The 25,968-nt window shown below is 64.2% G+C and carries 26 protein-coding genes; 15 read left to right on the top strand and 11 right to left on the bottom strand.

The window, feature by feature from the left end; all coding sequences use genetic code 11:
• The first annotated feature begins 82 nt into the window (after positions 1–82).
• On the top strand, positions 83–382 hold the full coding sequence (locus NKJ09_RS19450) for a P-loop NTPase family protein (protein ID WP_352494428.1): 300 nt from the start codon (positions 83–85) through the stop codon (positions 380–382).
• Positions 383–438: 56 nt separating this feature from the next.
• On the opposite strand, the gene NKJ09_RS19445 is transcribed toward NKJ09_RS19450, so the two are convergent.
• Positions 439–1,845: an MFS transporter gene (locus NKJ09_RS19445; protein ID WP_352481689.1), complete on the bottom strand. Its 1,407-nt coding sequence runs from the start codon at positions 1,843–1,845 to the stop codon at positions 439–441.
• 207 nt (positions 1,846–2,052) lie between these two features.
• On the opposite strand from NKJ09_RS19445, the gene NKJ09_RS19440 reads away from it, so the two are divergent.
• A complete protein-coding gene (locus NKJ09_RS19440) occupies positions 2,053–2,955 on the top strand; it encodes a sigma-70 family RNA polymerase sigma factor (protein ID WP_352494429.1) in 903 nt (300 codons plus the stop codon).
• Positions 2,956–3,051: 96 nt separating this feature from the next.
• On the opposite strand, the gene NKJ09_RS19435 is transcribed toward NKJ09_RS19440, so the two are convergent.
• Positions 3,052–4,254 (bottom strand): MFS transporter, encoded by a 1,203-nt coding sequence (locus NKJ09_RS19435; protein ID WP_352494430.1) that lies wholly within the window; start codon positions 4,252–4,254, stop codon positions 3,052–3,054.
• A 208-nt stretch (positions 4,255–4,462) separates the two neighbouring features.
• Between NKJ09_RS19435 and NKJ09_RS19430 the strand changes: the two genes are divergently transcribed.
• A complete protein-coding gene (locus NKJ09_RS19430; protein ID WP_352494538.1) occupies positions 4,463–4,894 on the top strand; it encodes a VOC family protein in 432 nt (143 codons plus the stop codon).
• A 72-nt stretch (positions 4,895–4,966) separates the two neighbouring features.
• Here the strand turns inward: NKJ09_RS19430 and NKJ09_RS19425 are convergent, their stop codons facing one another.
• Positions 4,967–5,860, bottom strand: a complete 894-nt coding sequence (locus NKJ09_RS19425; RefSeq protein ID WP_023722389.1) for a LysR family transcriptional regulator — start codon at positions 5,858–5,860, stop codon at positions 4,967–4,969.
• 97 nt (positions 5,861–5,957) lie between these two features.
• On the opposite strand from NKJ09_RS19425, the gene NKJ09_RS19420 reads away from it, so the two are divergent.
• Positions 5,958–6,707, top strand: coding sequence for an SDR family NAD(P)-dependent oxidoreductase (locus tag NKJ09_RS19420; protein WP_352494431.1), 750 nt, complete (start codon positions 5,958–5,960; stop codon positions 6,705–6,707).
• A 160-nt stretch (positions 6,708–6,867) separates the two neighbouring features.
• Positions 6,868–7,251 carry a YybH family protein gene (locus tag NKJ09_RS19415; protein ID WP_023722391.1) on the top strand — a complete coding sequence of 128 codons (384 nt, stop codon included), beginning with the start codon at positions 6,868–6,870 and terminating at the stop codon, positions 7,249–7,251.
• Between the two features lie 105 nt (positions 7,252–7,356).
• Here the strand turns inward: NKJ09_RS19415 and NKJ09_RS19410 are convergent, their stop codons facing one another.
• Positions 7,357–7,818 (bottom strand): Lrp/AsnC family transcriptional regulator, encoded by a 462-nt coding sequence (locus NKJ09_RS19410; protein WP_023720584.1) that lies wholly within the window; start codon positions 7,816–7,818, stop codon positions 7,357–7,359.
• Between the two features lie 158 nt (positions 7,819–7,976).
• On the opposite strand from NKJ09_RS19410, the gene NKJ09_RS19405 reads away from it, so the two are divergent.
• Entirely contained in the window at positions 7,977–8,984 is a 1,008-nt protein-coding gene (locus tag NKJ09_RS19405) for an ornithine cyclodeaminase family protein (RefSeq protein WP_023720585.1), read from the top strand.
• 80 nt (positions 8,985–9,064) lie between these two features.
• On the opposite strand, the gene NKJ09_RS19400 is transcribed toward NKJ09_RS19405, so the two are convergent.
• Complete coding sequence (locus NKJ09_RS19400) at positions 9,065–9,997, bottom strand: dimethylarginine dimethylaminohydrolase family protein (RefSeq protein WP_023720586.1); 933 nt, start codon at positions 9,995–9,997, stop codon at positions 9,065–9,067.
• A 33-nt stretch (positions 9,998–10,030) separates the two neighbouring features.
• Positions 10,031–11,623 carry a zinc-binding metallopeptidase family protein gene (locus NKJ09_RS19395; protein ID WP_352494539.1) on the bottom strand — a complete coding sequence of 531 codons (1,593 nt, stop codon included), beginning with the start codon at positions 11,621–11,623 and terminating at the stop codon, positions 10,031–10,033.
• Between the two features lie 75 nt (positions 11,624–11,698).
• On the opposite strand from NKJ09_RS19395, the gene NKJ09_RS19390 reads away from it, so the two are divergent.
• The 6 genes from NKJ09_RS19390 (at position 11,699) to NKJ09_RS19365 (ending at position 17,030) form a co-directional block, all read left to right on the top strand.
• Positions 11,699–12,589: a LysR substrate-binding domain-containing protein gene (locus NKJ09_RS19390; RefSeq protein ID WP_352494432.1), complete on the top strand. Its 891-nt coding sequence runs from the start codon at positions 11,699–11,701 to the stop codon at positions 12,587–12,589.
• Positions 12,590–12,712: 123 nt separating this feature from the next.
• Positions 12,713–13,807: an ABC transporter ATP-binding protein gene (locus NKJ09_RS19385; RefSeq protein WP_352494433.1), complete on the top strand. Its 1,095-nt coding sequence runs from the start codon at positions 12,713–12,715 to the stop codon at positions 13,805–13,807.
• 67 nt (positions 13,808–13,874) lie between these two features.
• Positions 13,875–14,990 carry an ABC transporter substrate-binding protein gene (locus tag NKJ09_RS19380; RefSeq protein ID WP_352494434.1) on the top strand — a complete coding sequence of 372 codons (1,116 nt, stop codon included), beginning with the start codon at positions 13,875–13,877 and terminating at the stop codon, positions 14,988–14,990.
• Positions 14,991–15,007: 17 nt separating this feature from the next.
• The gene (locus NKJ09_RS19375; RefSeq protein ID WP_031194462.1) at positions 15,008–15,841 is read left to right on the top strand and encodes an ABC transporter permease; all 834 of its coding nucleotides are present in this window, start codon (positions 15,008–15,010) and stop codon (positions 15,839–15,841) included.
• A gap of 4 nt (positions 15,842–15,845) precedes the next feature.
• Positions 15,846–16,652, top strand: coding sequence for an ABC transporter permease (locus NKJ09_RS19370; protein ID WP_023720592.1), 807 nt, complete (start codon positions 15,846–15,848; stop codon positions 16,650–16,652).
• A gap of 90 nt (positions 16,653–16,742) precedes the next feature.
• The gene (locus NKJ09_RS19365) at positions 16,743–17,030 is read left to right on the top strand and encodes a DUF982 domain-containing protein (RefSeq protein WP_352481695.1); all 288 of its coding nucleotides are present in this window, start codon (positions 16,743–16,745) and stop codon (positions 17,028–17,030) included.
• A gap of 41 nt (positions 17,031–17,071) precedes the next feature.
• Here the strand turns inward: NKJ09_RS19365 and NKJ09_RS19360 are convergent, their stop codons facing one another.
• The 4 genes from NKJ09_RS19360 to NKJ09_RS19345 form a co-directional block, all read right to left on the bottom strand.
• Entirely contained in the window at positions 17,072–17,380 is a 309-nt protein-coding gene (locus tag NKJ09_RS19360; protein ID WP_352455430.1) for a HigA family addiction module antitoxin, read from the bottom strand.
• Between the two features lie 26 nt (positions 17,381–17,406).
• A complete protein-coding gene (locus NKJ09_RS19355; protein ID WP_352489936.1) occupies positions 17,407–17,685 on the bottom strand; it encodes a type II toxin-antitoxin system RelE/ParE family toxin in 279 nt (92 codons plus the stop codon).
• Between the two features lie 151 nt (positions 17,686–17,836).
• Entirely contained in the window at positions 17,837–18,901 is a 1,065-nt protein-coding gene (locus NKJ09_RS19350; protein ID WP_352494435.1) for a glycosyltransferase family 2 protein, read from the bottom strand.
• Between the two features lie 470 nt (positions 18,902–19,371).
• Positions 19,372–20,703, bottom strand: coding sequence for a dicarboxylate/amino acid:cation symporter (locus tag NKJ09_RS19345; RefSeq protein WP_292659748.1), 1,332 nt, complete (start codon positions 20,701–20,703; stop codon positions 19,372–19,374).
• Positions 20,704–20,939: 236 nt separating this feature from the next.
• Between NKJ09_RS19345 and NKJ09_RS19340 the strand changes: the two genes are divergently transcribed.
• A complete protein-coding gene (locus NKJ09_RS19340; protein WP_352494436.1) occupies positions 20,940–22,799 on the top strand; it encodes a sensor histidine kinase in 1,860 nt (619 codons plus the stop codon).
• A gap of 6 nt (positions 22,800–22,805) precedes the next feature.
• On the top strand, positions 22,806–24,161 hold the full coding sequence (locus tag NKJ09_RS19335) for a sigma-54-dependent transcriptional regulator (protein WP_352494437.1): 1,356 nt from the start codon (positions 22,806–22,808) through the stop codon (positions 24,159–24,161).
• Positions 24,162–24,185: 24 nt separating this feature from the next.
• Here the strand turns inward: NKJ09_RS19335 and NKJ09_RS19330 are convergent, their stop codons facing one another.
• Positions 24,186–24,929 carry a 2OG-Fe(II) oxygenase gene (locus tag NKJ09_RS19330; protein ID WP_352481701.1) on the bottom strand — a complete coding sequence of 248 codons (744 nt, stop codon included), beginning with the start codon at positions 24,927–24,929 and terminating at the stop codon, positions 24,186–24,188.
• 156 nt (positions 24,930–25,085) lie between these two features.
• Here NKJ09_RS19330 and NKJ09_RS19325 point away from each other — a divergent pair, with 156 nt between their 5' ends.
• Positions 25,086–25,811: a 3-keto-5-aminohexanoate cleavage protein gene (locus NKJ09_RS19325; protein WP_352494438.1), complete on the top strand. Its 726-nt coding sequence runs from the start codon at positions 25,086–25,088 to the stop codon at positions 25,809–25,811.
• Positions 25,812–25,968: the final 157 nt, after the last annotated feature.

Below are 25,968 nucleotides of genomic sequence, written 5' to 3'. Positions count from 1 at the left end.
CAACACAAAAAGTTGACATATTTGAAACAGGAACGTGAGGCGCGGCTAATAAAAGCCAAAAAACAGCGGGAACCAGCCCGAATTGTCCATTTTTGACGATTTTCGCGCGCTGCCTTGGCCCGCCGATATCGGCGGCAGGGTGCTGCGATGCAGCATGTTCGCCGCCATCACGGAACGCGTGAAGCTGATCCGTTCGATCGCCGCCAGCGGCACTGGCGTCAGCCTCGTCACACACGATCTCGCCGCGGTGCGGGCGCTGGCCGACAGGATCGTGGTTCTCAGCCTCGGACGCGTGGCCTATGACGGATCCGCCAGGCACTTGAGCGCCGACCAGTTGTGGGGCCTCATGGCGAGCGGCACCCTCGCATCCGCCGGGCAGTAGAAGGCGTTTTGAAGCGGGGACCCGCTTCGCGCGAGCTTCCCGCCTCCGAGCGACAATTACGCCTCCTTGCCGGCATTCGCGAGCGCCACTGTGCGACGCTCCGGAAGCCCCATTCCGACGAGCGCGCCGGCGAGCGAGAGCAGCGCGGAGACGTCGATTGCCGCGGTGAAGCCATCGCTGAACGCGTCGGTGGACGAGAAGCTTCCAGTGCCGGCGAACACCGCACCGGCGATCGCGATCCCGGATACGCCGCCCAGAAAGCGGAATGTATTGAACGTGCCGGCAGCCTTGCCGACCTCCGGCCGCGCGACCGCATTGAGGACCGCATTCTGCGCGGCAGGCATGGCCATCGACACGCCGGCACCGGTAATGATCAGGGGCGCGACTAGCTGGATGTAGGGCAGATCAGGTGCTGCGATCTGCGCCAGCCAGGCCATTCCAGCCGCTTGCAGGATCAATCCGGCCACGACAAGCCAGCGCTCGCCGACGCGGTTGATCAGGCTGCCGGCGATCGGTGCGACCACGAAAAGCGTGGCGGTCCAGGGCAGCAAACCCATGCCGGCGCCGAGCGGCCCACGGCTCTGGGCAAACTGCAGAAACTGCGGCAGCAGGAATACGAGGCCGTACATGGCGGCGCAAAGCAGGAAATTCGCGCCGACGCCCGAGGAGAATGCGCGCGCCTGAAAGAACCGCAAAGGCAGCATGGGCTCACGGGTACGCAGCTGCCAAAGGACGAATGCGATGGCCAGAAGCAGCCCGGCCGTCAGCGCCGACAGCACTTCAGAGCTGCTCCAGCCCACGATGTTGCCGCGCATCAGACCCCAGACCACTCCAAATGCCGCCGCAGTCACCAGGGCGACGCCGAGGACATCGATTGCCGTACCCGGCCCGTGACTCTCCGGAATCCGACGCATCACCAGCGGGATGAGAACGATGCCGACCGGAACATTGAGCCAGAAGATCCAGTGCCAGGAGAGGCCTTCGGAGATCGCCCCGCCCGCCATCGGACCGATGATCAGGGCCAGGCCGGTGATGCTGCTAAAGATGCCCAGCGCCTTGCCTCGTTCCTCCGGGGGAAAAGCGACGCTCAGCAGCGCCATGGCCAGCGGCATGACCATTGCGGCACCCGCGCCCTGAACCGCACGGGCCGCAATCAGCAATCCGGCATTTCCAGCGAGCGCGCAGGCAACCGACGCTGCGATGAACAACGCCAATCCGGCAACGAGCGTACGGCGGCGGCCGAACCGGTCACCGAGCGCAGCCCCGGTCATGAGCAGGACGGCAAAGCTCAAATTATAGGCGTTCATCGTCCATTGCAGCGTCTCCAGCGAGGCATCGAGTTCGACCCGCATCGTGCTCAATGCGGTCGCCACGACCATCGCATCGAGAACGACCATCAAGGAGCCTATCGACGTGAGGGCGAGAACCCAGACCTTCGTTGATCCCGCACTTTGCTTGCTCATGATTATGGCGCCTCCGGCTTGAACAGATGGCCCACCAGTCTCGCGGTCCCATGATCCAGAGACGCGGAGGCACCACCAAAGGATTCCAGCTAAAGAAAGTTTTTTTCGACCGAATCCTTTTGCCATCGTCGAGCGTCTATAAGACGCTGCGCCTGATGGCGGGCGCGCCTGCCCTGGGAGATACGCAATGAAATCGATCCTTGTGCGATGACCGGATCCGCATCCGGTGCGCCAGAAGGACGGGAGCCATTTGACCGGCTGCTCGGCGAATTGCGGCCGAAACTGCATCGCTATTGTGCCCGCATGACCGGTTCGGTGATCGATGCCGAGGATGTCGTCCAGGAAGCTACGGTGAAGGCGCTCGAGGCGTTCCCCGGGACCGGGCCGATAGCCAATGTCGAGGGCTGGCTGTTCCGCATCGCGCATAATGCAGCACTCGACCACCTACGCCGCCGTACCAGGTTGGATGCCGCGCATGTCGTCGAGGATATCGATATGATACCTGACCCCGGCATGTCGGCCGAGGGCCGGCACACTGCGGCCGCAAGCCTGCAGACCTTCATGCGCCTGCCCGCGGCGCAGCGTAGCAGCGTCATTCTCATGGATGTGCTCGGCTATACGATCGAAGAGATCGGCAACATTATCGACAGCAGTGTTCCGGCGGTGAAAGCCGCACTGCATCGCGGCCGTCTGCGCCTGCGCGAAGTCGCCGGCGAGCCTGACGATCGGCCTGTGCCGGTGTTGGCCGAGCCCGAGCGGGCGCGTCTGGCAGCCTATGTAGAGCGGTTCAATGCCCGCGACTTCGATGCGATCCGCGACATGCTGGCCGAGGACGTGCGGCTTGACCTCGTCAACCGGCTCCGGGCGAGCGGCCGCACGAAAGTGGGCCGGTACTTCCACAATTACGCGGGTATCCACGACTGGCGGCTGCTTCCGGGCCTGGTGGATCGGCACCCAGCCATTCTGGTGATCGATCCGGACGACTCGGCCGGAGGGCCAAGATACTTTATCCTGCTGGAATGGGCGGGCGACAGATTGGCGAGAATTCGCGATTTCCGCTATGCGCGCTACACGCTTGATGGCGCCGAAGTGGTGCCTCTGCGGCCATAGCAATTCGCTTTTCATAATGCCGAACAACCACTGCCAGCTATTTTGGAACGCGGCCGCTTGCCATCCAAGCGGCCGCCCTTTTCCGCCGATCGTGCTTTAAGCCGGCTGCAACTCCCGGCGCGGCAGCGGCGGAAAGGCGATCGCAATCGCCATCGCGCCAAGCCCGACAAGGGCCGAGCCGATGAACAGCCAGGAATAGCTGGCATAGGCATCGAACACCATGCCGCCGGCGAGCGGGCCGAAAGCCATGCCGAGGCTGGACAGCATGGTTACGGCACCGAACACCGTGCCGAGGATGCGCTGGCCGAAATATTCGCGCGCCAGCACCGCATAGAGCGGCATGACGCCGCCATAGGTGGCGCCGAAAATGACGGCGAGCGTGTAGAATTGACCAAGCTCACTAACCGCGAGATAGGCGGCGATGACCACGGCCTGTATGGCCAGCCCGGTGATCAGCACCGGCTTGACGCCCAGCCGATCGGCAAGCACGCCGTAAAGCAGCCGGCCACCCAGCCCTGCCAGGCCCTCGATGCTGTAGATGCTGACCGCCGCCATCGGCGCTATGCCGCACAGCATCGCATAGCTCACCATATGGAAGATCGGCCCCGAATGCGCCGCGCAGCAGGCAAAGAAGGTCAGTCCCAACACGATGAACTGCGGCGAGCGCAGCGCCTGCGGAACCGTCATGCCGACACCCTCGGCTGCAACGCTTGGCGTAGCACCGTCGGCAGCGGGCTTGGGCGGCTGGCGCACCAGCAAGGCGGCCGGCAGTAGTAGCACCCACGCGATTATGCCGATGTCGAACATCGCGGTGCGCCAGTCATAGGCCGAAATCAGCCAGCGCGCGAAGGGCGAGATGGTCATTGGCGCCACGCCCATGCCGGCCGAGACCAGCGAGACCGCAAGGCTGCGGTTCGTGTCGAACCAGGCGGAAGTCAGCGCGATCATCGGCGCGAAGAAGGCGCTTGCCGCGAGGCCGACGAGCACGCCATAGGTCAGCTGGAAAACGAGCAGCGAGCCGGTGCGGCTGGCCAGAACCAGCGCCAGGCCGAGCAGCACGGCGCCCGTCATGACGACGATGCGAGCGCCGAAGCGGTCGTAAATGGCGCCCCAGGCGAAGCCGCCGAGGCCCATTACCAGGAAGTTCAGCGTCATCGCACTCGATATGCCGGCGCGCGACCATTGTGTGTCGAGCGCCATCGGTTCGAGGAAGATTGCCAGCGAGAACATCGCCCCGAGGGCGACACAGGTCATCAGCGCGCCAGCCGCGACGATAACCCAACGATAGGAAAGGCTCATTTCACTTTTCTCCCATGCCGGAAGCGTTGATACGGCACGACCTTTTCGAGCTTCGCCGAGCCGCTTGCGTCCGAAGGACGTTGGAGATGTTTTGAATCCGACAATCCGGTTGCATTTTTTATCCAGTCAGGAAATTGCGCCGCTCAATTGCTCCATTGCATTGACGGTGCACCGTGCTGAGCTAGATTTCCAGCCTGGCGATCAGGAGCTGACAGGCATGGAACTTCATCGCGGCCGTCTCATCGACCACGTCCAGCTGGTGGTCAGGGATCTCAAGGCCAGCCGCCGCTTCTACGAGGCGGTTTTCAAGGTGCTCGATATTCCGATCGGCGGCAGCGCCGAGGATTATTTCTGGGCCGACGAGCTGTTCATCTCGAGCCCCGACAGCCCGGCAGCCCAGGGAAAGCTGACGGGGCGCCACCACCTTGCCTTCCAGGCAAAGGACCGCGCCATGGTCGACGCCTTCTACAGGGCCGGCCTCGATGGCGGCGGCACGGACAATGGCGCACCGGGCGAGCGGCAGCACTACCATCCCGGCTACTACGCCGCCTTCCTGCTCGATCCCGACGGCAACAATATCGAGGCCGTCCACCACGGCCCGGCCAACCGCAGCGCCGAGTCAGTGAAGATTGCGTTCTGAAGATCGGGTGATGGGGCAAGAATCTTGCTTGCGACGGCGTCGGATCGGCTGCGGAGGTCATTCCGCGCTGCGCTATCGCATCAGCGCCGCCATCTGGCCCGCCAGGAAGTCGACGAACAGCCGCGCCCGGACGGGTAGCTGTCGCCCATACGCATGGACGATGTACACCGGCATGGTCGGCATCGCCACCTCGGGCAGGATGCGGACCAGGCGGCCCGTGTCGAGATCGTCCTGCACGGCAAACCGCATCAGATGCGCGATGCCGGCGCCGGCAAGTGCCGCATTGCGGATGGCACCACCATCATCGGTATCGAGCCGCCCATCCGGCACGATCATCGTACCGTCGGCAAAAGTGACGGGATAGGGCCGGCCGGCCATCTGGTAGCGGACGAATTCGTGGTTCGGTAAATCCTCGACCGATGCCGGACGGCCGCGCCGCTCGACATAGGCCGGTGAGGCCACCAGCACGATCGGCAGATTGGCGATCTTGCGCGCGATGAGCCCGGTGTCCGAGAGCTGCCCCATGCGCACCGCAACGTCATAGCCTTCGCGGATCAGGTCGGCGTGGCGGTCGGTGACGCTGAGCTCTAGTTTGACTGCGCCATGCCGCGAAAGGAACGCCTGCGCCCATGCCGCGATCAGGCCGCGGCCGAGTTCGACCGGCGCTGTGACGCGCAGCAGGCCGCGCGCTGTATCGGCCAGCTGGACGATGTCTTCGGCATCGTCCAGCGCCCTGAGCAGCGGCGCCACGCGCTCGTAATAAGCGATGCCTTCACTGGTCAGCCCGAGCCGGCGCGTCGAGCGCTTGATCAGCCTGACGCCCAGCCGCCGCTCGAGCCGCGCCACGCTTTTCGACACCGCCGATGGGCTGGAGCCGACCAGCCGGCTGGCGGCATGGAACGAGCCGGCATCGACCGTGCGGACGAAGGCGACGAGACCGGCGGTCTTTTCGAGGATGGTGGTCATTCCGGAATTCCAGGCACGAAAGAATGGATCATGATGATCCTAATACGATTTCTGATCATCATTAAATACCGCTCATCATCGACAAAGGAGAGATTTGATGAGCAAGCTGAACGGCAAGGTCGCCATCGTCACCGGCGCCTCCAAGGGTATCGGCGCTGCCATCGCCAGGGGTCTTGCCACGGCCGGCGCCGCGGTGGTCGTCAACTACGCCTCGTCACAGGAAGGCGCCGACCGCGTCGTCGCCGAGATCGAGGACCGTGGCGGCCGCGCCGTCACCGTCCAGGGCGACGTGTCGCAAGCGGCCGACGTGCGCCGCCTGTTCGAGGCGGCGAAATCGGAGTTTGGCGGGCTCGACATCCTGGTCAACAATGCCGGCGTCTTCGCGTTCGAGCCGCTGGAAGCGGTTACCGAGGCCGAGTTCCACCGTGAGTTCGACACCAATGTGTTGGGCATCATTCTGACCACGCAAGCAGCAGTGAGCCATTTTGGCCCGGGCGGCGGCAGCATCATCAACATAAGCTCGGTTGCCAGCCGCAATCCGCAGCCGAACTCGCTCGTCTACGCCGCCACCAAGGGAGCGGTGGACACGATCACGCTGTCGATGTCGCGGGAGCTCGGCGCACGCAACATCCGCGTCAACGCGATCGCGCCCGGCGGCATCGATACCGAAGGCCTCGCGCGCATCGGCATCGTCGGCAGCGAATTCGAGAAGCAGATTATCGCCATGACCCCGCTCGGTCGCTTCGGCCTGCCCGATGACGTCGCCCGCGTCGCGGTGTTCCTCGCCTCCGACGAGGCGTCATGGCTGACCGGCGAGCGCATCACCGCCTCGGGCGGCTGGCGATAGGCATGGAGGGCGCGGACCTGCCGTTTCACGGACCATGCCCCACGCCGCGCGACGTCGAGGACCACCGCAATCGATGACGACAGCGATCTAAGCCCTATGTTTCAGCGAGGGGGAAGCGCCGTGCGCTATCGATGACGGCGAGATGCCAGGGAGGTAACGGATGACGGGCGACGAAACAGCAATCCGAAAGCTGGTCGAGACGTGGATGGATGCGAGTAAGCGTGGAGACATCGCGACTGTCCTCAGCTTGATGACGGACGATGCGATCTTCATGGTTCCCGGCCGGGAACCCTTCGACAAGGAGATCTTCGCGGCGGCCGCGCAGGAGACGGCCGGCGTTCATATCGACGGCACGAGCGATATCGTGGAACTACAGCTTCTCGGCAATTGGGCCTTCATCCGCAGCCGCATCGACATGACCGCGACCCCGCCGAATGGCGAGCCGGTCCATCGATCGGGATATGCGCTGACGCTCCTGCGTAAGGAGCCAGATGGTGAGTGGCGGCTCGCGCGCGACGCTAACCTGCTGACCCTGCAAGGCTAGAGCGGTCTCCGGCATCTCTGCACCAGGAGGCGCGCTAGGGGGAGCGACAAGGTGGCGAAGATGCGTTCAACGTCGCCCTGAACAGCATTCCCCTCCTCCATCTGATTACACCGGCAAGAGGGCGTTCGGCTTGACATCGGCGATGGAGGCGAAAGTGTGCGTTTCGCGCACGCCGGGCAGAGGCAGGATGACCCGCTGCAGGAAATCCTGGAACACCGCCATTTCAGCGATCCGCGCCTTGACCAGATAATCGAAACCGCCAACCACCATATGGCACTCCAGAACCTCCGGAGCTTTCGCCACGGCTTCGGCGAAGCGGTCAAAGACATGCGGCGCCGTGTGGTCAAGCCTGACCTCGATGAACACCAGCGTTCCCCTGCCGACCTTGCGCGGATCGAGCATAGCCCTGACCGCGGTGATGAACCCGTCGCGGAACAGGCGCTTCACCCGCTGGCTGGTTCCGGTCGGCGACAGCCCGACACGCCCGGCAAGATCAAGCGTCGTCCGGCGCCCATCCTCCTGCAGCAGCCGGAGCAGGCTGCGGTCTATCTGGTCGAGATCGTCCATTCACAATCCACTCTATCTCAGGGATTTGTGTGCTTAATTCACGCACAGATGCCAAAATCAACGTATTTCATCACATAAAACCTCGCAATAGCCTGCGCTTCCCTCACCCACTCAAAGCAGATGTGGTGAGCCGATTTCGACGAACACAGGAGTGCAGGATGACCAAGGAAGCGTGCAGCCCAGCCGGCAAGAGTGCGGCGGAAATCAGCAAGGGAGCGACCGAGATCCTGGTGCTGAGCGAAGCCGACGTGATGGCGTGCATCGACCTCAGCCAGCTTCTCGACGTTCTGGAAGACGGCTTCAAGGCGCTGTCACAAGGTAAGGTCGTCAATCCACCCCGACCACAGCTCGACATCCCCGGAGCCGGCTACAGCCTCGCCATGCCGGCCTGGATGGAGGACATGAACCTGACCGTCAAGATCGTCAATGTCTTCGAAGGCAACCTGGCCAAGAACCTGCCCAGCCATCTCGCCACCATCAGCCTGTTCGATCCGCTGTCCGGCCTGCCGGTCTGCATCATGGACGGCACCTTCATAACCGCGGTGCGAACCTCCGGCTCCGCCGTGCTGTCGGTGCGCGCGCTTGCCCGCCGGGATGCCAGGATAGCGACAGTGATCGGCGCCGGCGTGCAGGCCAACCAGCACCTGCATCTGTTGCCGCTGGTGCGCGACTTTGCCGAAATCCGGGTCGCTTCGAAGAGCTTCGACGATGCGGCAGCGCTTGCCCGGCTGCATCCGTCGGTGGTGGCGGTCGCCGACCTCGAGGCGGCAGTGCGCAGTTCGGACGTGGTGTGCCTGGCGACCCACTCCTACCAGCCGGTGATCGACGCAGGCTGGGTCCAGCCGGGCACGCATGTCTCGTCGGTCGGGGTGGCGCCGCCCGGCGGAGAAATGCCGATCGAGCTCATCGGCAAATCCAGTCTTTTTGTCGAAACCAAGGATGCGTTCAAACCGACCCCGGTCGGTTCTTGCGAGCTTGCCGGCTTCGACCCGGATTTCGGCACCGAGCTTGGCGCCATGCTGCTCGACCGCGCGCCGGGTCGCGTTTCGAATCAACAGATCACCACCTACAAGGCGATGGGCATTGCGATGGAAGACATGGTCGCCGCCGACCTCGCCTATCGTTGCGCCAAGCGTCTGCGCAAGGGAAAGCTCATCGTGCTGTAGGCGCGTGCCGCGAGCCAGGCGGGTTCGACGTTGCTGACAATGGCGCTTTCGTGGGAGCGTTGGGGCTAAAGGCCGGCCCCTCAGGCCGGCTCGCGCTTCAGCGCCTGTGCCATGCAGTGGATGCCGCCGCCGGTCTTCGAGATCTCGCTCATATCGATGGCCGCGACCTCGAAGCCGCGTGCCTTGAGCTGGCCGATCAGCGCCTGGCTGGACGTCGGCGCGATCACCCTGTCCTTGCCCAGCGACATGAAGTTGCAGCCGAGCGCCATCGTGTCCTGGAACGGCACGTCGATGATCTCGTGGCCCTTGCCCTTCAGCCAGTCGACGATGCCCGGCTCCGTGCAGGCGAGGCAGACGGCGGTCAGCTTCTCGGCGATCGGCACCACCATCAGGTCGATATGGACGTAATATTCGTCGATGAACGCGATGCGGGTCTCCCAGCCCTCCTTGTCGAACCAGGCCTGGACCTGGCGGGCGCCCTCCTCCTGCGTGCGGGCGCCGCCGCACCCGATCAGCACCACGCCGTCCTCGATGACGTTGAAGTCGCCGCCTTCGAATGTGCCGGCGGTGACCATGTCATAGATCGGGATGCCGAGCTTCTCATAGGTGCGGATCGCCGCGTAGTTCTCGCCGCGCCGCCACCAGTTGGCCATCGCGGTGATGATGACGCCATATGGCGTCATCACGCTGGAATCGCGTGAATAGACCTGCATCGGCAGTTCCGGCGTCGGCTCATGCCAGTGGATGTTGACGCCGAAATGCTCATAGGCGGCGACAAGGTCCTTGTGCTGCGCCTGCGCGATCTGGACATTGCAAGGCGCCTCGCGCAGATGTTTTCGCGATAGCGAGCTGGTCGAGAGATGGCGCAGGAAATTGGGCGAGCCGAGCAGCACGTCGGTCAGCACGTCGGTCTCGTTGGCGAAGCCCCAGGCGGTCAGCTTCTTGGTGCCGCCGGCCGGGTTGCGGCGCTGCAGCGAAAACGGCTCGGTGACGATGCGGTCATGGACGGTCATGGGTTCTCCTCGTGAAGGGGCGGCTTGGTTGAGTCATGCGGCTTGGTTGCTCGGTATCCACCAGTCCCGTCCGCGCGGGGTGGTGATGTATTCCGGCCAGCGAAATCCAATTGGCGGCTCGTAGTCGCAGAGCGGCGCGATCCAGTTCGAGCCGCCGATGCCGCCACCGGTGCGGGCGACGAATTCGTCCATCGCCGCGTCGCGCGCGGCCTCGTCTTCCAACAGGCGAAGTGCTGCCAGCGCGACCGTCTTTGCGGCGCAGATGACCATCGGGTCGATGGTGGCAGAAATGCCGCCCAGCGCATTCATCGCCCAGGACGGAAAGGCGTGACCGTTCTCCGAGCGCAATGCCGGGCGAGCGACATAGAACCGCGCCGTCGGCGTATGCCATGACATGTCGGTGTAGTCGTCGGACGTCGAATTCACCTGCGACGGCGCCAGGTCGCGGCGCAGGATCGCCTCGGCCGCCTGTGGTGCAATCAGCCGCTCCAATTCGTCGATGAATGGTTCCTCGCTCGCCACCCCGCCGGCATTGATCTGGATTTCGCGGGCGATCGCCTTGGCCGTCTCGTCCCAGCGCGGCGGCCCGACCGCCGTCAGCGCCTCATAGGCAATATCAGCCATTGCGTGGTTGGCGAGCCCCGGCCGCGACTTCGACACCCAGTGCCGCTCATGGCGGCAGCCGCTCATTTTGGCGGCGGCTTCGGCATTGCGGTCGAGCATGGCGGTGACCTGGTCGGCCATCGCCAGCGTCGGCACGCGGATCATGTACTGGATCTCGGCCAGCCCCGCCGGCAAATTGTCGGCGGTCGCCTGCCCCGCCGTCAGGATCGCCTCGCTGATCGACCAGCCGCCCTGATGTGGCAGCATGGAATCGCGTAGCGCCTTGGAGGCCATGTACATCATCATGAGCGCGTCGTTGGCGCCCGGCGCCCGGACCGCCGAATGCGCCTGCGGGATCGGCGCCGCGTTGCCTGCCGCCCTCGTCCAATGTTCCGGCTCGTCGCAGATGAAGCGGTAGATCATCGCATAGGCCGCACCGCAATGCGTGTCCCAGCGCGCCGTGTTGCACAGCGGCAGCATGTAAAAAGGATGGAAGGAGATCATGCCCGCCAGCCCATCATAATAGCCCTTCGCGGCATGGATCGGCTTCGATCCCCTCACCTTCTCCGCCGGCTCTCCGGTGAAGCGCAGCGTGCCCGATATGCCGTGGCGCTGCATCGCCGCCTTGGTCGCCAGCAGCCCGCCGAGGCTGGCAATGCCGAGCCCGGAATGCGGATCGGTGTGGCCGCCGGCCTGTTCGCCGAGGCCCGGACGCGGTCGCTTCACCGTCGCCGCATCCTGGCAATTGCCAGGCACCGCGTCGTACTCGGCATATAGGCCGATCGTCGGGCCGGTCCCGTTGGTCCAGTGGGCGCAGAAGGCGGTCGGCATGCCGCCTGAGCCCTCTTCAACGGTAAAGCCTTCGTGCTTCAGGCGCTCGACATACCAGGCGGCCGACTGGTATTCGCGCCAGGCGGTCTCGCCGAAGTCGAAGATGGTCCGCGTCCACGCCGACAGCGACGGCTGGATGTCGTCCAGACAGGCAAGCGCGGTCGCTTGCGCCGAGGTCACCGGTTTCTCCATGGCGGAAAGAAAGCAGTGAAGCGCCTCGCCAAAAAGTGATATGTTTTCCCGGCTCGTGCAAATTCGGTTCACCTCTTGAGAATTCCCTCGACGCAGGCGCTGCGCGCCCTCGACAGTTTTGCCCGCCACGGCAGCGTCTGGCGCGCCGCCGACGAACTGCATCTGACCCGCAGTGCGGTCAGTCATCAATTGCGCCTGCTCGAACGCGATCTCGGCTTCGACCTGCTCAAGCGCATCGGGAAGGGCGTGGCGCTGACGCCACGCGGCCAACGCTATGCCAGCGACGTGCGCAAGGCGCTGACGGTGCTGGGCGACGCGGTGACACGCCATGCCGGCACCGGCATCGGCGGCTCGTTCAGTGTAAGTTGTACGCCGGGTTTCGCCTCACTGTTCCTGTGCACCCATATCGGCGAGTTCCGGCAGATGTACCCCGATGTCGCACTGCGCATCCTGACGCCGCGCCGTCTCGATGACGTCAGCAATGCCGAGGCCGACGCCTTCATCGCCTTCGGCGTCGGCAACTGGCCGAATCGCGCGGTCGAGATGCTGTGCGAAATCTCCTTCACGCCGCTGTGTAGCCCCACCCTGCTCAACAAGATCGGCGGCTTCTCCAAGCCGGCAGACGTGCTGCGCGCTAATCTCCTGCATCTCGGCGATACCGAGGACTGGGCGCGCTGGCTGGCGCTGTCCAAGGTCGAGAACCCCGACCCGGAAGGCGGCATCTTCTTTTCCGACATGAACCTGGTCTTTTCGGCGGCGATCGCCGGCCAGGGCATCGCCATGGGCGACGAACTGACCAGCCGGCGGGCGCTGAGCGAAGGCCGGCTGGTGCGTCCCTTCGACATCGCGATCAATTCGCCGCGCTCGTATTTTCTGGTTTCCGAGCACGCCAAGGCAGCGCATCCGGTGCTGGAGGCGTTTGGGCGATGGCTGAGGTCGAAGCTGTCGGAGAACAAGGAGCGCTAATCTCCCCCTTGAGGAGGAGATTGGCGCATAGATGAATCAAATTTGCCGATCAGGCGAAAACTATTCGGTTGCGGTGAGCCGCCGCCCTGCCTACGATTTCGCCTACGCTAAGGAAAGGGCAGGATGCAGCAACCCGGCCGGGCCGCAGAGATCAAGGCAATCGGGATCGGCAAGAGCTTCGGCTCGTTCCGTGCGCTGGATGATCTGACGCTCGATATCGGCCGTGGCGAGTTCCTCACCCTGCTCGGCCCCTCCGGTTCCGGCAAGACCACCTTCCTGATGATCCTTGCCGGCTTCATTCAGCCGACCGACGGCCGCCTTTACAGCGACGGCGTCGACATCACCGAGCGGCCGGCCGAGCAGCGTGCCGCCGGCATGGTTTTCCAGGGCTACGCATTGTTCCCGCATATGAGCGTCGAGGCCAACATCGCCTTCCCGCTCAAGGTGCGCAAGAAACCGGCGGCCGAGATCAAACGCCGCGTCGGCGAAATGATCGAGCGCGTCGGGCTCAAGGGCCACGAGAAGAAACTGCCGTCGCAATTGTCCGGCGGCCAGCAGCAGCGCGTGGCGTTGGCGCGGGCGCTGGTGTTCGAGCCGGGCGTACTTTTGCTCGATGAGCCGTTTTCGGCACTCGACAAGGGCCTGCGCGGCCAGATGCAGGCCGAGATGAAGCGGTTGCACCAGGAGACCGGCACCACCTTCGTCTTCGTCACCCATGATCAGAGCGAGGCGCTGGCGTTGTCGTCTCGCGTCGCCATCTTCAACCATGGCAAACTGCTGCAGGTCGGCGCGCCGGACGAGGTCTATGATCGGCCGGACAACCGCTTCGTCGCCGAGTTCCTGGGCGAGATCAACATGCTGCCGCTGAAGGGCGTGCGCCCGGCCGACAATGGCTCGACGGGCCTCTGCGAAGACCGCGCGATCAGCATGCGCTGCAAGGCCGAGAAGGTCCGGGGCGACGCCATCCTGGCGATCCGGCCCGAATACATGTCGATCGCCCGCGAAGCCGCCGCAGGCGAGAACGGCATTGCCGCGACTGCCGTCGCCTCGACCTATCTCGGCGCTGCAACGCGGCTCGATCTGACGACGCGCCAAGGCGCCAAGATGACGGTCTCGGTGCCGAACGAGGTTGCCGCTTCCGCGCTCAGCCAAGGCAATTCCGTCTGGCTGACCTGGCCGGCGGAGAAAGGTTTCCTCCTTCCGGATGGAGGACAATGACGATCGGCGTGGCGAATTCGCCAAGCTGACTTTCAGGAAATACCAACGACAAAAAAGGGGAACTGACATGACAAACCAAACCAAGAAACATTCCATCGAGGCGCTGTCCGCCAGGGCCGTGCGCGGAGAGATCTCGCGCCGGCAGTTCACGCAGCTGGCCGCGCTGGTGCTGGCCGGCACGCCGATGCTGCTGCGCTCGACCGGCGCCTTTGCCGCGGCGAAGGAACTGGTGCTGGTCAACTGGGGCGGCGACGCCATCACCGCCTATGACGCGGCTTACGGCCAGGCCTTCACCAAGGAGACCGGCATCGTCGTTAAGATGGATGGCTCCGGCCCGACCGAAGGCGCAATCGCGGCGCAGTTCAAGAGCGGCGCCCCGACCTGGGACCTGGTCGACGTCGATCCGTTCTCGGCCATCACGCTCGGCGCGCAGGGCATGCTCGAGCCGATCGACTATACGATCGTCGACAAGAAGAAGATGCGCGAGGGGTTCGGTTGGGAACACGCCGCCTCGACCTATTTCTTCTCCTACGTCATCGCCTACGATGCCGAGAAATACGGCAGCCAGGCACCGACCGGCATGGCCGACTTCTTCGACGTGGCAAAATTCCCCGGCAAGCGCTCGCTCTACAAATGGGGCGTGTCGAGCTGGGAAGCGGTCCTGCTTGCCGACGGCATCGCGCCGGCCTCGCTCTATCCGCTCGACCTCAAGCGCGCGCATGACAAGATCGCTGCCTTCAAGGAAAACGTCGTCGCCTATTGGGGTGGCGGCGCCGAAAGCCAGAGCGTGCTGCTCAATGGCGAGGCCTCGATGGCGATCGTCTGGTCGACCCGGGCTTCGCTCATCGAGCAGGATTCCGGCGGCAAGATCAAGTTCATCTGGGACCAGGGCCTGATCTCGCCCGGCGCGCTCGCCGTGCTCAAGGGCAATCCCGGCGGCAAGGACGCGGCGATGAAGTTCATCGCCAGCACCCAGGACCCGGAGAAGGAACTCATCATGTTCGACAAGCTCGGCCAGGGTCCGGCCAATCCGGCCACCGATGCGCTGATCCCCGCCGACAAGAAGCGCATCAACCCGGTCGATCCCGAGAACATGAAAAAGCAGATCCCGCTCGACATGGATTGGTACGCCAAGAACTATGGGGCAGCACTCGACGAATACACGAAGATCATCTCCGCCTGACAAGCCGGGATAACCGGATGAGAGCATACCTCTCCGACAGGATGGGCGCGGCGCTGTTGATGGCGCCGCTGCTCCTCTTTCTTGTGCTGGCCTACGCCTGGCCATTCCTTGGCGTGGTCAAATGGAGTTTTACGCTGCCCACGCCGGGGCTGGGGCAGTACAATGCACTGCTCACGGATCAGTTGGTGCAGTCGGTCTTCATCCGCACGCTGCGCATCGCCGCGATCGTGACGATCGTTTCGGTTGCCGCCGCCTACGCCATCACCGTCGTCTGGGTGCGCGGCACGCCGGTGCAGCGCGTCGTGGCCGAATTCTGCATCCTGGTGCCGTTCTGGATCTCGGTGCTGACCCGCGCCTTCGGCTGGGTGGCGCTTTTGTCCAATCGCGGCCTGATCAACACCTGGCTGCAGGCGGTCGGCTTCATCTCGGAGCCGCTGGCGCTGGTGCGCAACGAGTTCGGCGTCATCGTCGGCATGACGCATTTCCTCATCCCCTTCGCCGTGTTTCCGCTGGCCTCTTCGATGCGCAGTCTCGACGACCGCGTGCTGCTGGCGGCGCGCGGCCTCGGCTCCAGCCGCATGCGCACCTTCTGGTCGGTGTTCGTGCCGATGACCCGCTCCGGCATCATCGGCTCGGCGCTGATCGTCTTCGTCTTTTCGCTCGGCTTCTTCGTGACGCCGGCGATCCTCGGCGGCGGCCGCAGCGTGATGATCGCCGAGTTGATCTACCTCCGTATCTTCCAGAGCCCGGACTGGGGCCTGGGCGCTGCGATCAGCGTGGTGCTGGTGCTGTTCGTCGGCGCGCTGATGGCGCTGCTGTTCCGCTATATCAGACCAAAGCAGTTGGTGTAGCGCGATGCCGACCTATCGCCCCGGTCCCGTCTCGCTGGTCCTCGCCGCCCTGGTCGCGCTGTTTCTGCTGTTGCCGCTGCTCGCCGTCATTCCGGTGTCGCTGACGCCGAGCCGCATGCTGGCGATGCCGTCGGGCGAATTGTCGCTGCGCCATTACCGGGCGTTGATCGAGGATCCGCGCTGGATCAACTCGATCCTGCTCTCGATCAGGATCGGCGTCGTCAGCAGCGCCTTTTCCACCGTGCTCGCGCTGTGCTTCGGCCTCGGCGTCTGGATGTTCCAGCCGCGCTTCACCGCAGCATTGGTCGGCTTCGTGCTGCTGCCGATGGTGGTACCGCCGGTGGTCTCGGCAATCACGCTCTATTTCCTGCTGACCTCGATCTCGGGTTTCTCGTCGTTCTTCGGCTATGACACCTGGCTGGGTGTCGCCATGGCGCATGCGGTGATGACGGTGCCCTTCGCCACGGTGCTGATCCTGGTGTCGCTCAGCCAGCTCGACCGCCGCATCGATCTTGCCGCGCGCGGCCTCGGCGCCACCGTGTGGGAGCGCGCCACCCGCATCATCATGCCCAACATCAAGTTCGGCATCGTCACCGCGGCGTTGTTGTCCTTCGTGCTGTCCTGGGAAGAGATCGGCGTCACCCTGTTCATCACCTCGGTCAACGCCATCACGCTGCCGCGCTTGATGTGGATGGGCCTGCGCGACAACATCGACCCGGCGATCGCCGCACTCTCGGTGATCCTGATCGTCATCACGGTGCTGGTGCTTGTGGCGCGCAGCGTCGTGGTCAGGCTGCGCGCGGCGCAGTGAGGGCCGCCTCACTGCCGCGGTGACTGGCGCGAATGAAACCTTGCGCCACGATTTTCGTTATAGGTAGTTCAACACGTCGAAGGCTTCGCCATGAATCAAGGATGGTTTTCCAAGCCGGTTGCGGTTGCGGTCGGCATCGTGGGAGATATCCGCAACATTTCCAACGCACGGCAGGCTGTCGAATTGCTGGAAGCCCACTGGCGCGACGCTGGCAGCGCCAAACACGGCTTGGCACGGCGCACATGCCGCCGCGCTATGAGCGACGACCGCTGGACCGAAGCCGCCAGGGACGCGTTCATCGAGGCCGCGCGGGAAGCGCATGTCCTGGTCGAGCGAGCCGTTGAACCGCAGGACCGGTCCAGGCAGGCGGGACCGTGATCGATTTGTGAGCCTCGGTGGTTCGGCCGATCTATTGCATCTCAGGCAGCATGCAGCCTTGGAATGGCACTGACGTCAACCTCGCGCTCCGCGTGCCACGCATCGTAAGCGGCCTGCATCCTGAGCCAGATCGCGGCGCCGTCGCCGAACATCTTTCCAAGGCGCGCCGCGACGGCCGGCGAGACCGGCTTCTTTTCGCGGATGATGTCGTAAAGCTGCTGGCGCGAGATTCCGAGCAGATTGGCGATTTCCACCTTGGTCTTTCCGGTTGCCGGGATAATGTCGTCGAGCAGCGCCCCAGGGTGGGATGGGCAGCGCTCCATCGGACGCATCGGCTCATACACGCTCATAATCGATTTCTCCAATCTAAGCCGTCTCAATGGTACTGTTCGAAATCGACGCGGGCAGCATCATTGGCGTCGAATTCGAATGTGATGCACCACGGCCCGTTGACATGCACTGTGTAGCGGGTCGGGTTAAAGCCCTTCAAAGCGTGGAAGTCGAAGCCGGGCAGGTCCATGTCATCAGGCCTTTCCGAGACTTCCAAGCGGTCAAGCCGGACAAGGATGCGCTTATGCATCTTGGCGTCGATCTTTCCGGTCTTTCCGGTTTGGAAGAGGTCCGCCAGCGCCTTGTGCTTGAACGACTTGATCATGCAACATGTAAGCATATTGCTTACTCGGGTCAAGCAGGTGTAAGCAAATGATTTACAGAATGGTCCGAGCCCATCGGAGGCAATAACTACGCCCGCTGGGCTGGGCCGGGCCAACCGAATACCTGGCGGACCCATGTCACGGCATCATCCGCTATCCCATGGCGTGGCGGATTCTCTTCGACAGGCGGCTCAAAAATGCCGGCCTCGACGACGCATCAAGCTTCCACGACAGCACCGCCGTTGCCATTTTCCGCGGCAACACCCCGACCGACAGGAACCAGGCGGCAAGGATTGCGCGCCGCCGCAGGGATGCGGTCATTTCGAGGCTGGCGACGGCGCCGGCCGCCCCGAGCGCCAGCCGGGAATCGTCGGCCACGGGGTGTCGGTCTCTGTCGGCGCAGAGCGACGCCAGCCGCTCTTCCAGGTGGACCGGATCGTGGCGGACGGCATCCGACGGCACGATGGTCAGGCCGATCCCGGAGGCCTGGTCCGACAGTGCCTGCATGCGGCGGAAATCGTGGGTTACCCGCCAGCGTGCCCGCTCGGCGAGCTTTTCGCCGAAGACCGAATGGTTGGCGCCGTGGATCCGGTAGGCGCCGAGGCATTCGTCGATGGATTGGACGTGCCCATACATCGGCGCCAGCGTGGCAAGATAGCCGTCAGCGCCCTGGCGGAACTCCGGCTCCGGTATGGGCATGATCGACTCCAGCGTTGCGCGGTCAAAGGCCAGCCCGCTGGTCACGGTGGTCTGGTAGCGGCCCTTGTGCAGGAGTTTCGGCATGACATCGCCGCTGTCGAAAGGCAGTTCGGGCGGCGGAAAGACATCCTTGATGCGTTGCCCTTCGTCGACGATATGCAGTCTGGACTGGACCTGGGCGGTTGCCTCGTCCCAGGTGTCGACGATGGTGGAGACGGCGGTCGGATAAAGATAATCGTCGGCGTCGAGGAACAGGACGATCTTGCCCGAGCTCGCTGCAAAGCCAGTGTTGAATGCCGCGGCGTGTCCGCCATTTTGCGCTCGCGGACATGCGAGGATCTCGTCGCGATACGATTCCATGATTGTCGTGGAATTGTCCTGCGATGCATCGTCGACGACGATGACTTCGACATCCGCGTAGTCCTGCTCGAGGGCGCTGTCGATGCTGCGTTTGAGGAACCGCGCGTAGTTGTAGTTCGGGATGATGATGGATACCGGAATTCTCGGGACAGTCTGCATCGCGTTTGACCTCGCATCTTGCTTTGGTTCGGCAAAGGCCCGCTCATGGGCCTGCCCCCCTCTTCAAGCGCCCTCTTGGCGCGCAACGAGTTCCCTGGGAGAAAGCCTGCGCTTTCTATCAGGAGACGGGTCACGTTTCGCTTTGCGACTTCGTACTGAGGCCGCCATTGCCTTCGAGGGCTGCTGCCATGGTCAGGGGTCGGCGGCAGCAAAAGCCCAGACGGTTCGGCCAAGGTGATGTCGCAACCGAGCCCGACGGAAATGTCTCGCCTCGCGATCAGGTCGGGAGCGAAGCGGACGGGTGCCCTGAAGGCATGGCGGATACTGGCCTTCAAATGCGGCTGGAACAAGCCCCGCGTCGAAAACAGGGCCACTTCAGGTTGCGTTCAGGCGGCATGCCGCGACCGCCGGTGCTTTGCCCCGGAGCCGGCGAACCGCCTCCGGGGCTTATAGTCATGTGGCCTAGACAGTCAGGCGGCCTGCAACCCTGGCAGCGACAGGTCGACTTCCTCGGGCAAGTCGCCGGCCATGGCCGCGGCAAACTTCGTCTGGTCGAGTTCTCCCTCCCAGCGTGCCACCACCACTGTCGCCACCGCATTGCCGATGAAGTTGGTCAGCGCCCGGCACTCCGACATAAAGCGGTCGACGCCGAGGATCAGCGCCATGCCGGCGACCGGCACGGTGGGGACGACCGAAAGCGTTGCCGCCAGCGTGATGAAGCCGGCGCCGGTGATGCCGGCGGCACCCTTGGAGCTCAGCATGGCGACGGCGAGCAGCAGGATCTGGTCGCCGTAGGTGAGTGGCGTGTCGGTCGCCTGCGCGATGAACAGCGCCGCCAGCGTCATGTAGATGTTGGTGCCGTCCAGATTGAAGGAATAGCCGGTCGGGATGACCAGGCCGACCACCGAGCGGTTGCAGCCGGCGCGCTCCATCTTGGCCATGAGGCCCGGCAATGCCGCTTCCGAGGACGAGGTGCCGAGCACCAGCAGCAGCTCTTCCTTGATGTAGCGGATCAGCGCCAGGATCGAGAAGCCATTGTAGCGGGCAACCGCGCCGAGCACCACCAGCACGAACAGCAGCGCGGTCAGGTAGAATGTGCCGATCAGCATGGCGAGGTTGGCGATCGAGCCGATGCCGTATTTGCCGATTGTGAAGGCCATGGCGCCGAAGGCGCCGATCGGTGCGGCCTTCATCAGGATGGCGACGAGGCGGAAGATCGGCGTGGTCAGTGCCTGCAGGAAATCGACGACCGGACGGCCGCGATCGCCGACCAGTGCCAGGGCGACACCGAACAGCACCGAGAAGAACAACACCTGCAGGATGTCGCCCTGCGCGAAGGCGCCGGTGATGGTGTCGGGGATAATGTTCATCAGGAAGCCGACGATGGTTGTGTCGTGCGCCTTCTCGGCATAGGCCGTCACCTTGGTGGTATCGAGCGTGGCCGGATTGATGTGCATGCCGGCGCCGGGCTGGACGACATTGGAGACGACCAGGCCGACGACAAGCGCCAGCGTCGAGAACACCAGGAAATAGATCATCGCCTTGCCGGCGACGCGGCCGACCTTCTGCAGGTCGGAAACACCGGCGATGCCGGTCGCCACCGTCAGGAAGATCACCGGCGCGATCACCATCTTCACCAGCTTGATGAAGGCATCGCCGAACGGCTTCATCGCCTCGCCGGTTTCCGGATAGAAGTGGCCGAGCAGCACACCGGCGGCGATCGCCGCCAGCACCTGCACATAAAGATGCCGGTATAAGGGAAGTTTGCCGCGCGGCTCGGCGGCAGCGATTGCTGTCTGCATGACGTCCTCCATGGCGCCCCGATCGAAAGCTCGACTCCCCGGGGCAGTTGTTTTGACCAGCAGCCTCGCGACTGCTGAATTCGTGTTTGCAACAGCCGTGCCAGATACGCAGAAGGGCCTTTCATCATTGATTTTGTTGAGCATTCACAAATGTCCGCACTGCTGGACACACAGACAAGTGCGAATCTCCGCATAGGTCGAATTGTGTTTTGTGCGAGTTCATGCACAAATGGGCGATGCTGCAACGCCCCGCCGGTGCCTTGTCTTCGACGCCCGAGCAACTCGCCAGGCGGGCGCGCCGAGCCTGGCTGCTGTTTGCGGCCGTCGCCCTGCTGATCGTCACGGCAGCGCTCTACGGTGCCGGCCTCTACGGCCGCACCGCCGAGGTCGGGACCCTGGCGGCGCAGGGGCGTACCGACGCCAATCTGAAGGTCGCGCTGCTGCGCGCCGTGCTCGAAAGCCCGCGCGCCCTGCCGCTGCTTCTGTCCGCGGACCAGCAAGTGCGTGACGCGCTGTCGCAGAAAAATGCCGCGGCAATCGATGTTCTGAACCGCAAGCTCGAGGGGCTGGTCTCCGGCACCAAGGCGTCGGTGCTCTATGTCGTCGGCACCGACGGACTGGCGATCGCCTCCAGCAACTGGCGCGAGCCGATCAGCTTCGTCGGCAATGACTACCGTTTTCGCGATTATTTCTCCGGCGCAATGCAGGCCGGAACCGCCGAGTACTTTGCGCTCGGCAATGTCAGCAAGCGTCCCGGCCTCTACATTTCGCGACGCGTCGGCGATGCCGCCGCACCGCTCGGCGTCGTCGTCGTCAAGATGGAGTTCGACCAGCTCGAAGCCGACTGGCGCGAGGCCAACCGCCCGGCCTATGTCAGCGACGAGAACGGCGTCGTGCTGATCACCAGCGTGCCGTCCTGGCGCTTCATGACAACCGCGCCGCTGGCCGGACCTGAGCAAGCCGCGATCCGCGACAGCCAACAGTTCGGCGACGCGCCGCTGGTTCCGCTGCCGATCATGCACCGGCAGGCGCTCAGCCCGGATGTGTCGATCGTCCACGCGGTGACGCCCGGCGGCAGTGAGGCGGAGTATCTCAGCCTTTCCACGCCGGTCCCTTCGACCCCATGGCAGCTCGACTATCTGATCCCGGCCGAAGCGCCGATCGCCGCTGCCGTCCGCGAAATGCGGCTTCTGGCACTGGGTGCCGTCGTCCCGCTGCTCGGCCTGGCCGCGTATCTGTTGTGGCGGCGGCAGTCGGCGCAGATGCGGATTGCCGCCGAACAGGCGGCGCGCACCGAACTCGAACGCCGCGTCGTCGAACGCACCGAGGATCTGAGCCAAGCCCGCGACCGGCTGCAGGCCGAGATAGCAGGCCACCGCAGCACCGAAGCCAAGCTCCAAATCGTGCAGCAGGATCTGGTCCAGGCCAACCGCCTCGCCATCCTCGGCCAGGTCGCCGCCGGTGTCGCCCATGAGATCAACCAGCCGGTCGCCACCATCCGCGCCTATGCCGACAATGCCCGCACCTTCCTCGACCGCAAGCAGACCGGGCCGGCCGAGGAAAACCTCGGCGCCATTGCAGCACTTACCGAACGCATCGGCTCAATCACCGAGGAGTTGAAGGCATTTGCCCGCAAGGGCCGCACCGCCGCCGAGCCTGTTGAATTACGTGGTGTTGTCGAGGGCGCGGTCATGCTGTTGAGAAGCCGCTTTGCCGGTCGGCTCGACGCATTGGCCATCGACCTGCCGCCGCCGAGCCTCAAAGTCATGGGCAATCGGGTCCGGCTCGAACAGGTGCTGATCAACCTCTTCCAGAACGCGCTCGAAGCACTCGACGGCCGCGACGACGCTTATGTGCAGGTATCGGTCGAGGAGACCGCGGACGGCGTGACGGTCGGCGTGTCCGATAACGGACCTGGCATTCCGCCCGGGATTCTCAAGTCGCTGTTCACGCCGTTCAACACCTCCAAGGAAAAAGGCCTCGGCCTTGGCCTCGTCATCTCGAAGGACATCGTCGCCGATTATGGCGGCCGCATCGAGGTTTCAAGCAACGACAGCGGCACCCGCTTCACCATCCATCTCATGAAAGCAGCGTAAGCCATCATGACGAACGACAATGCCGCGCCGGTGATCCTGATCGACGACGACCGCGATCTCCTCAAGGCCACCGCGCAGACGCTGGAGCTTGCCGGCTTCTCGGTCTCGGCCTTTGCGGTGGCGGCTGAGGCGCTGGCCGGGCTCGACGCCGGTTTTACCGGTGTCGTGGTGTCGGACATCCGCATGCCTCAGATCGACGGCTTGCAGCTTTTCAACCGCATCCTGCGGCTGGATGCCGACATTCCCGTCATCCTCGTCACCGGCCATGGCGACATCGCCATGGCCGTCAAGGCGATCAAGGACGGCGCCTACGACTTCATCACAAAGCCCTTCGCCGCCGACCGGCTGGTACAGAGCGTGCGCCGCGCAGCGGAAAAGCGCCGCCTGGTGATGGAGAACCGGGCCTTGCGCGAGGCGGCCGGAGAGGCGCAGGACGGCCTGCCGCTGATCGGCCAGACGCCGGCGATGGACAGGCTGCGCCGCACGCTACGCCAGATCGCCGACACCGACGTCGACGTGCTGGTGACCGGCGAGACCGGCTCCGGCAAGGAGGTGGTGGCAAGCCTTCTGCATCGCTGGAGCCGCCGCGCCAAGGGCAACTTCGTTGCGCTGAATTGCGGCACGCTGCCGGAGACCGTTATCGAAAGCGAATTGTTCGGCCATGAGGCCGGCGCCTTCACCGGCGCTCAGAAGAAACGGATCGGCCGCATCGAGCACGCCAGCGGCGGCACGCTGTTCCTCGACGAGATCGAAAGCATGCCGGTCTCGACACAGGTGCAGATGCTGCGCGTGCTGGAAATGCGCGAGGTCACCCCGCTCGGCACCAACGAGGTGCGGCCGGTGGATCTGCGCGTCGTCGCCGCCGCCAAGGTCGATCTCGGTGATCCGCGCCAGCGCGGCGCTTTCCGCGAGGATCTCTACTATCGGCTCAACGTGGTGACGATCTCCATTCCGCCGCTGCGCGAGCGCCGCGACGACGTCGCCCTGCTGTTCTTCTATTTCGCCGAGCGCGCCGCCGCCCGCTTCCATCGTCCGGTGCCGGCAGTGCCGGCGACGGTACATCGCCATCTGAGCGACCATGACTGGCCGGGCAATGTGCGCGAACTGGCGCATTTCGCCGAGCGGTTCGTGCTTGGATTGGAGGAAGGCGCCGAAGCACAACCCCCTGCCCCAACTGAATCGAACGCCGCCATGAAGCTGCCGGAGCGGCTGGAGCGCTACGAGGCCGACATCATCCGCGAGGCGCTTGGCCGCAACGAGGGCGATGTCAGGCGCACGATCGAAGCGCTGGGGATTCCGCGCAAGACCTTCTACGACAAGCTCCAGCGCCACGGCATCGTGCGCAGCGATTTTTCCAGGTAATCGCCGCCGGGCCGAGAGGCTCGGCTACTTGGCGTCGTGGAAGATGATACCGACGGTGTGGCGCATGCCGGAGCGAAGCCGGCTGACGCCGTGCCTGAGATTGACCCGGTAATTGCCCCGCGTGCCCTGGACCGGACGATTGTGGACCGCGAAGGCGACCGCGTCGCCCTGGCGCAGCGGCACCACCTCGACGCGGCTTTGCATGCGCGGACGCTGCTCGGTCAGCACGAACTCGCCGCCGGTGAAATCCTTGCCGGGCTCGGACAACAGGATCGCCACCTGCAGCGGGAACGCCAGATCGCCGTAGAGATCCTGGTGCAGGCAGTTGAAATCGCCGGGGACATATTGCAGCAGGAGCGGCGTCGGCCGCGTTTGGCCCTGCTCGTGGCATTGCTCGAGGAATGCGGCGTGTTCGTCGGGATAGCGCTGGGCGATACCCATGCGCGCGTTCCAGTCGTTGGCGACCGCGGCCAGGCGCGGAAAGAGCGCGGTGCGCAAGCCGCCGATCAAGTCGGGTAAGGGATAGCGGAAATAGCGGTACTCGCCCTTGCCGAAGCCGTGCCGCGCCATGTGGACATGGCTGCGGAAATGGCTCTCGTCCGGATAGAGCCCGGCGATCTGCCGGCACTCCTGCGGCGTCAGCAGCTTTTCCATCACCGCGCAGCCATAGCCGCTCAGCTCGCCGGCGAGTTTCGGCCAATCATAGGCGGCGACGCGCGCCTCCGCCGATTTGATCGCCGCTTTCGCGCCTATCGAATGGATGGTCATGGCTTCGCCTCCTTCTCTACGACCAGAGATGGGTGAGACAGCGCGCGCAGACCACCCGTTTCTTGCCGGGTGAGCTTCGCGGGATGGATATCATCCGATTTCCGATTTCGTTGTCGTGCGCTAAACTTGTTCCACTTCAACGGGACCGCCATCTCAATGATTGTCCAGACCTGCATCAATGGCGCGCGCAGCGCCGATTTCCACCCGCGACTGCCGCTCGACGCGGAGGCCATGGCGGGCGACGGTGCGGCCTCGATTGCCGCCGGTGCGGCCGAGCTGCATGTCCATGCGCGCGGACTCGACGGCCGCGAAAGCATCGCGTCTGCGGCTATGGACCGGACTGTGATGGCGCTCCGCCGTGCCTGTCCGGGAACGCTGATCGGCGTGTCGACCGGCGCCTGGATCGAAAACGACGACGAGCGGACGCTGGCCGCGATCGCCGGTTGGAGCGAGCTGCCCGACTATGCCTCGGTCAATCTGAGCGAAGACGCCGCGCCCGCCGTCATGGAGAGTCTGCGCCAGCGCGGCATCGGCATCGAGGCGGGGCTTGCCTCCGTCGCCGACGCCGAACGCCTGGTGAGCCTCGACCATGGCAAACGGGTGCTGCGCATCCTGATCGAAATCTCCGAGCAGCCCCTGGACGCGGCGCTGGAGGTCAGTGACGATATCGCCGCCGTGCTCGACGGCGCCGGGATGCGCCGGGCGATCCTGCTGCACGGCGCCGACGCCACGGTCTGGCCTTTCGTGCACCGGGCGGCGGAACGCCGTTGGTCGACGCGCATCGGACTGGAAGACGGCAAGGAGCTTCCTGATGGAACAGTAGCACCCGGTAACGCCGCACTGACAGCGGCAGCCGTCGCTATCTTCGAGACCAGCCGTTAGGGCGGGGAAACGGCCAATCTCCTCTTCACTGGGGAGATGCCAGGTTTTGACAGAGAGGCAGGCCAAAGTCGGGCGGGTCTAAAGTATAGCCGCGTGCTGGTGTCAGTAAAACTTATCTAAAACTTTACGCATTAATTAAACCAGCAATTAATCAGCA

It is taken from the genome of Mesorhizobium sp. M0189, assembly GCF_040322135.1.
Lineage (GTDB): Bacteria > Pseudomonadota > Alphaproteobacteria > Rhizobiales > Rhizobiaceae > Mesorhizobium.
Note: the sequence above shows the minus strand (reverse complement) of the source record. Positions and strands in the feature narration are given on the sequence as shown.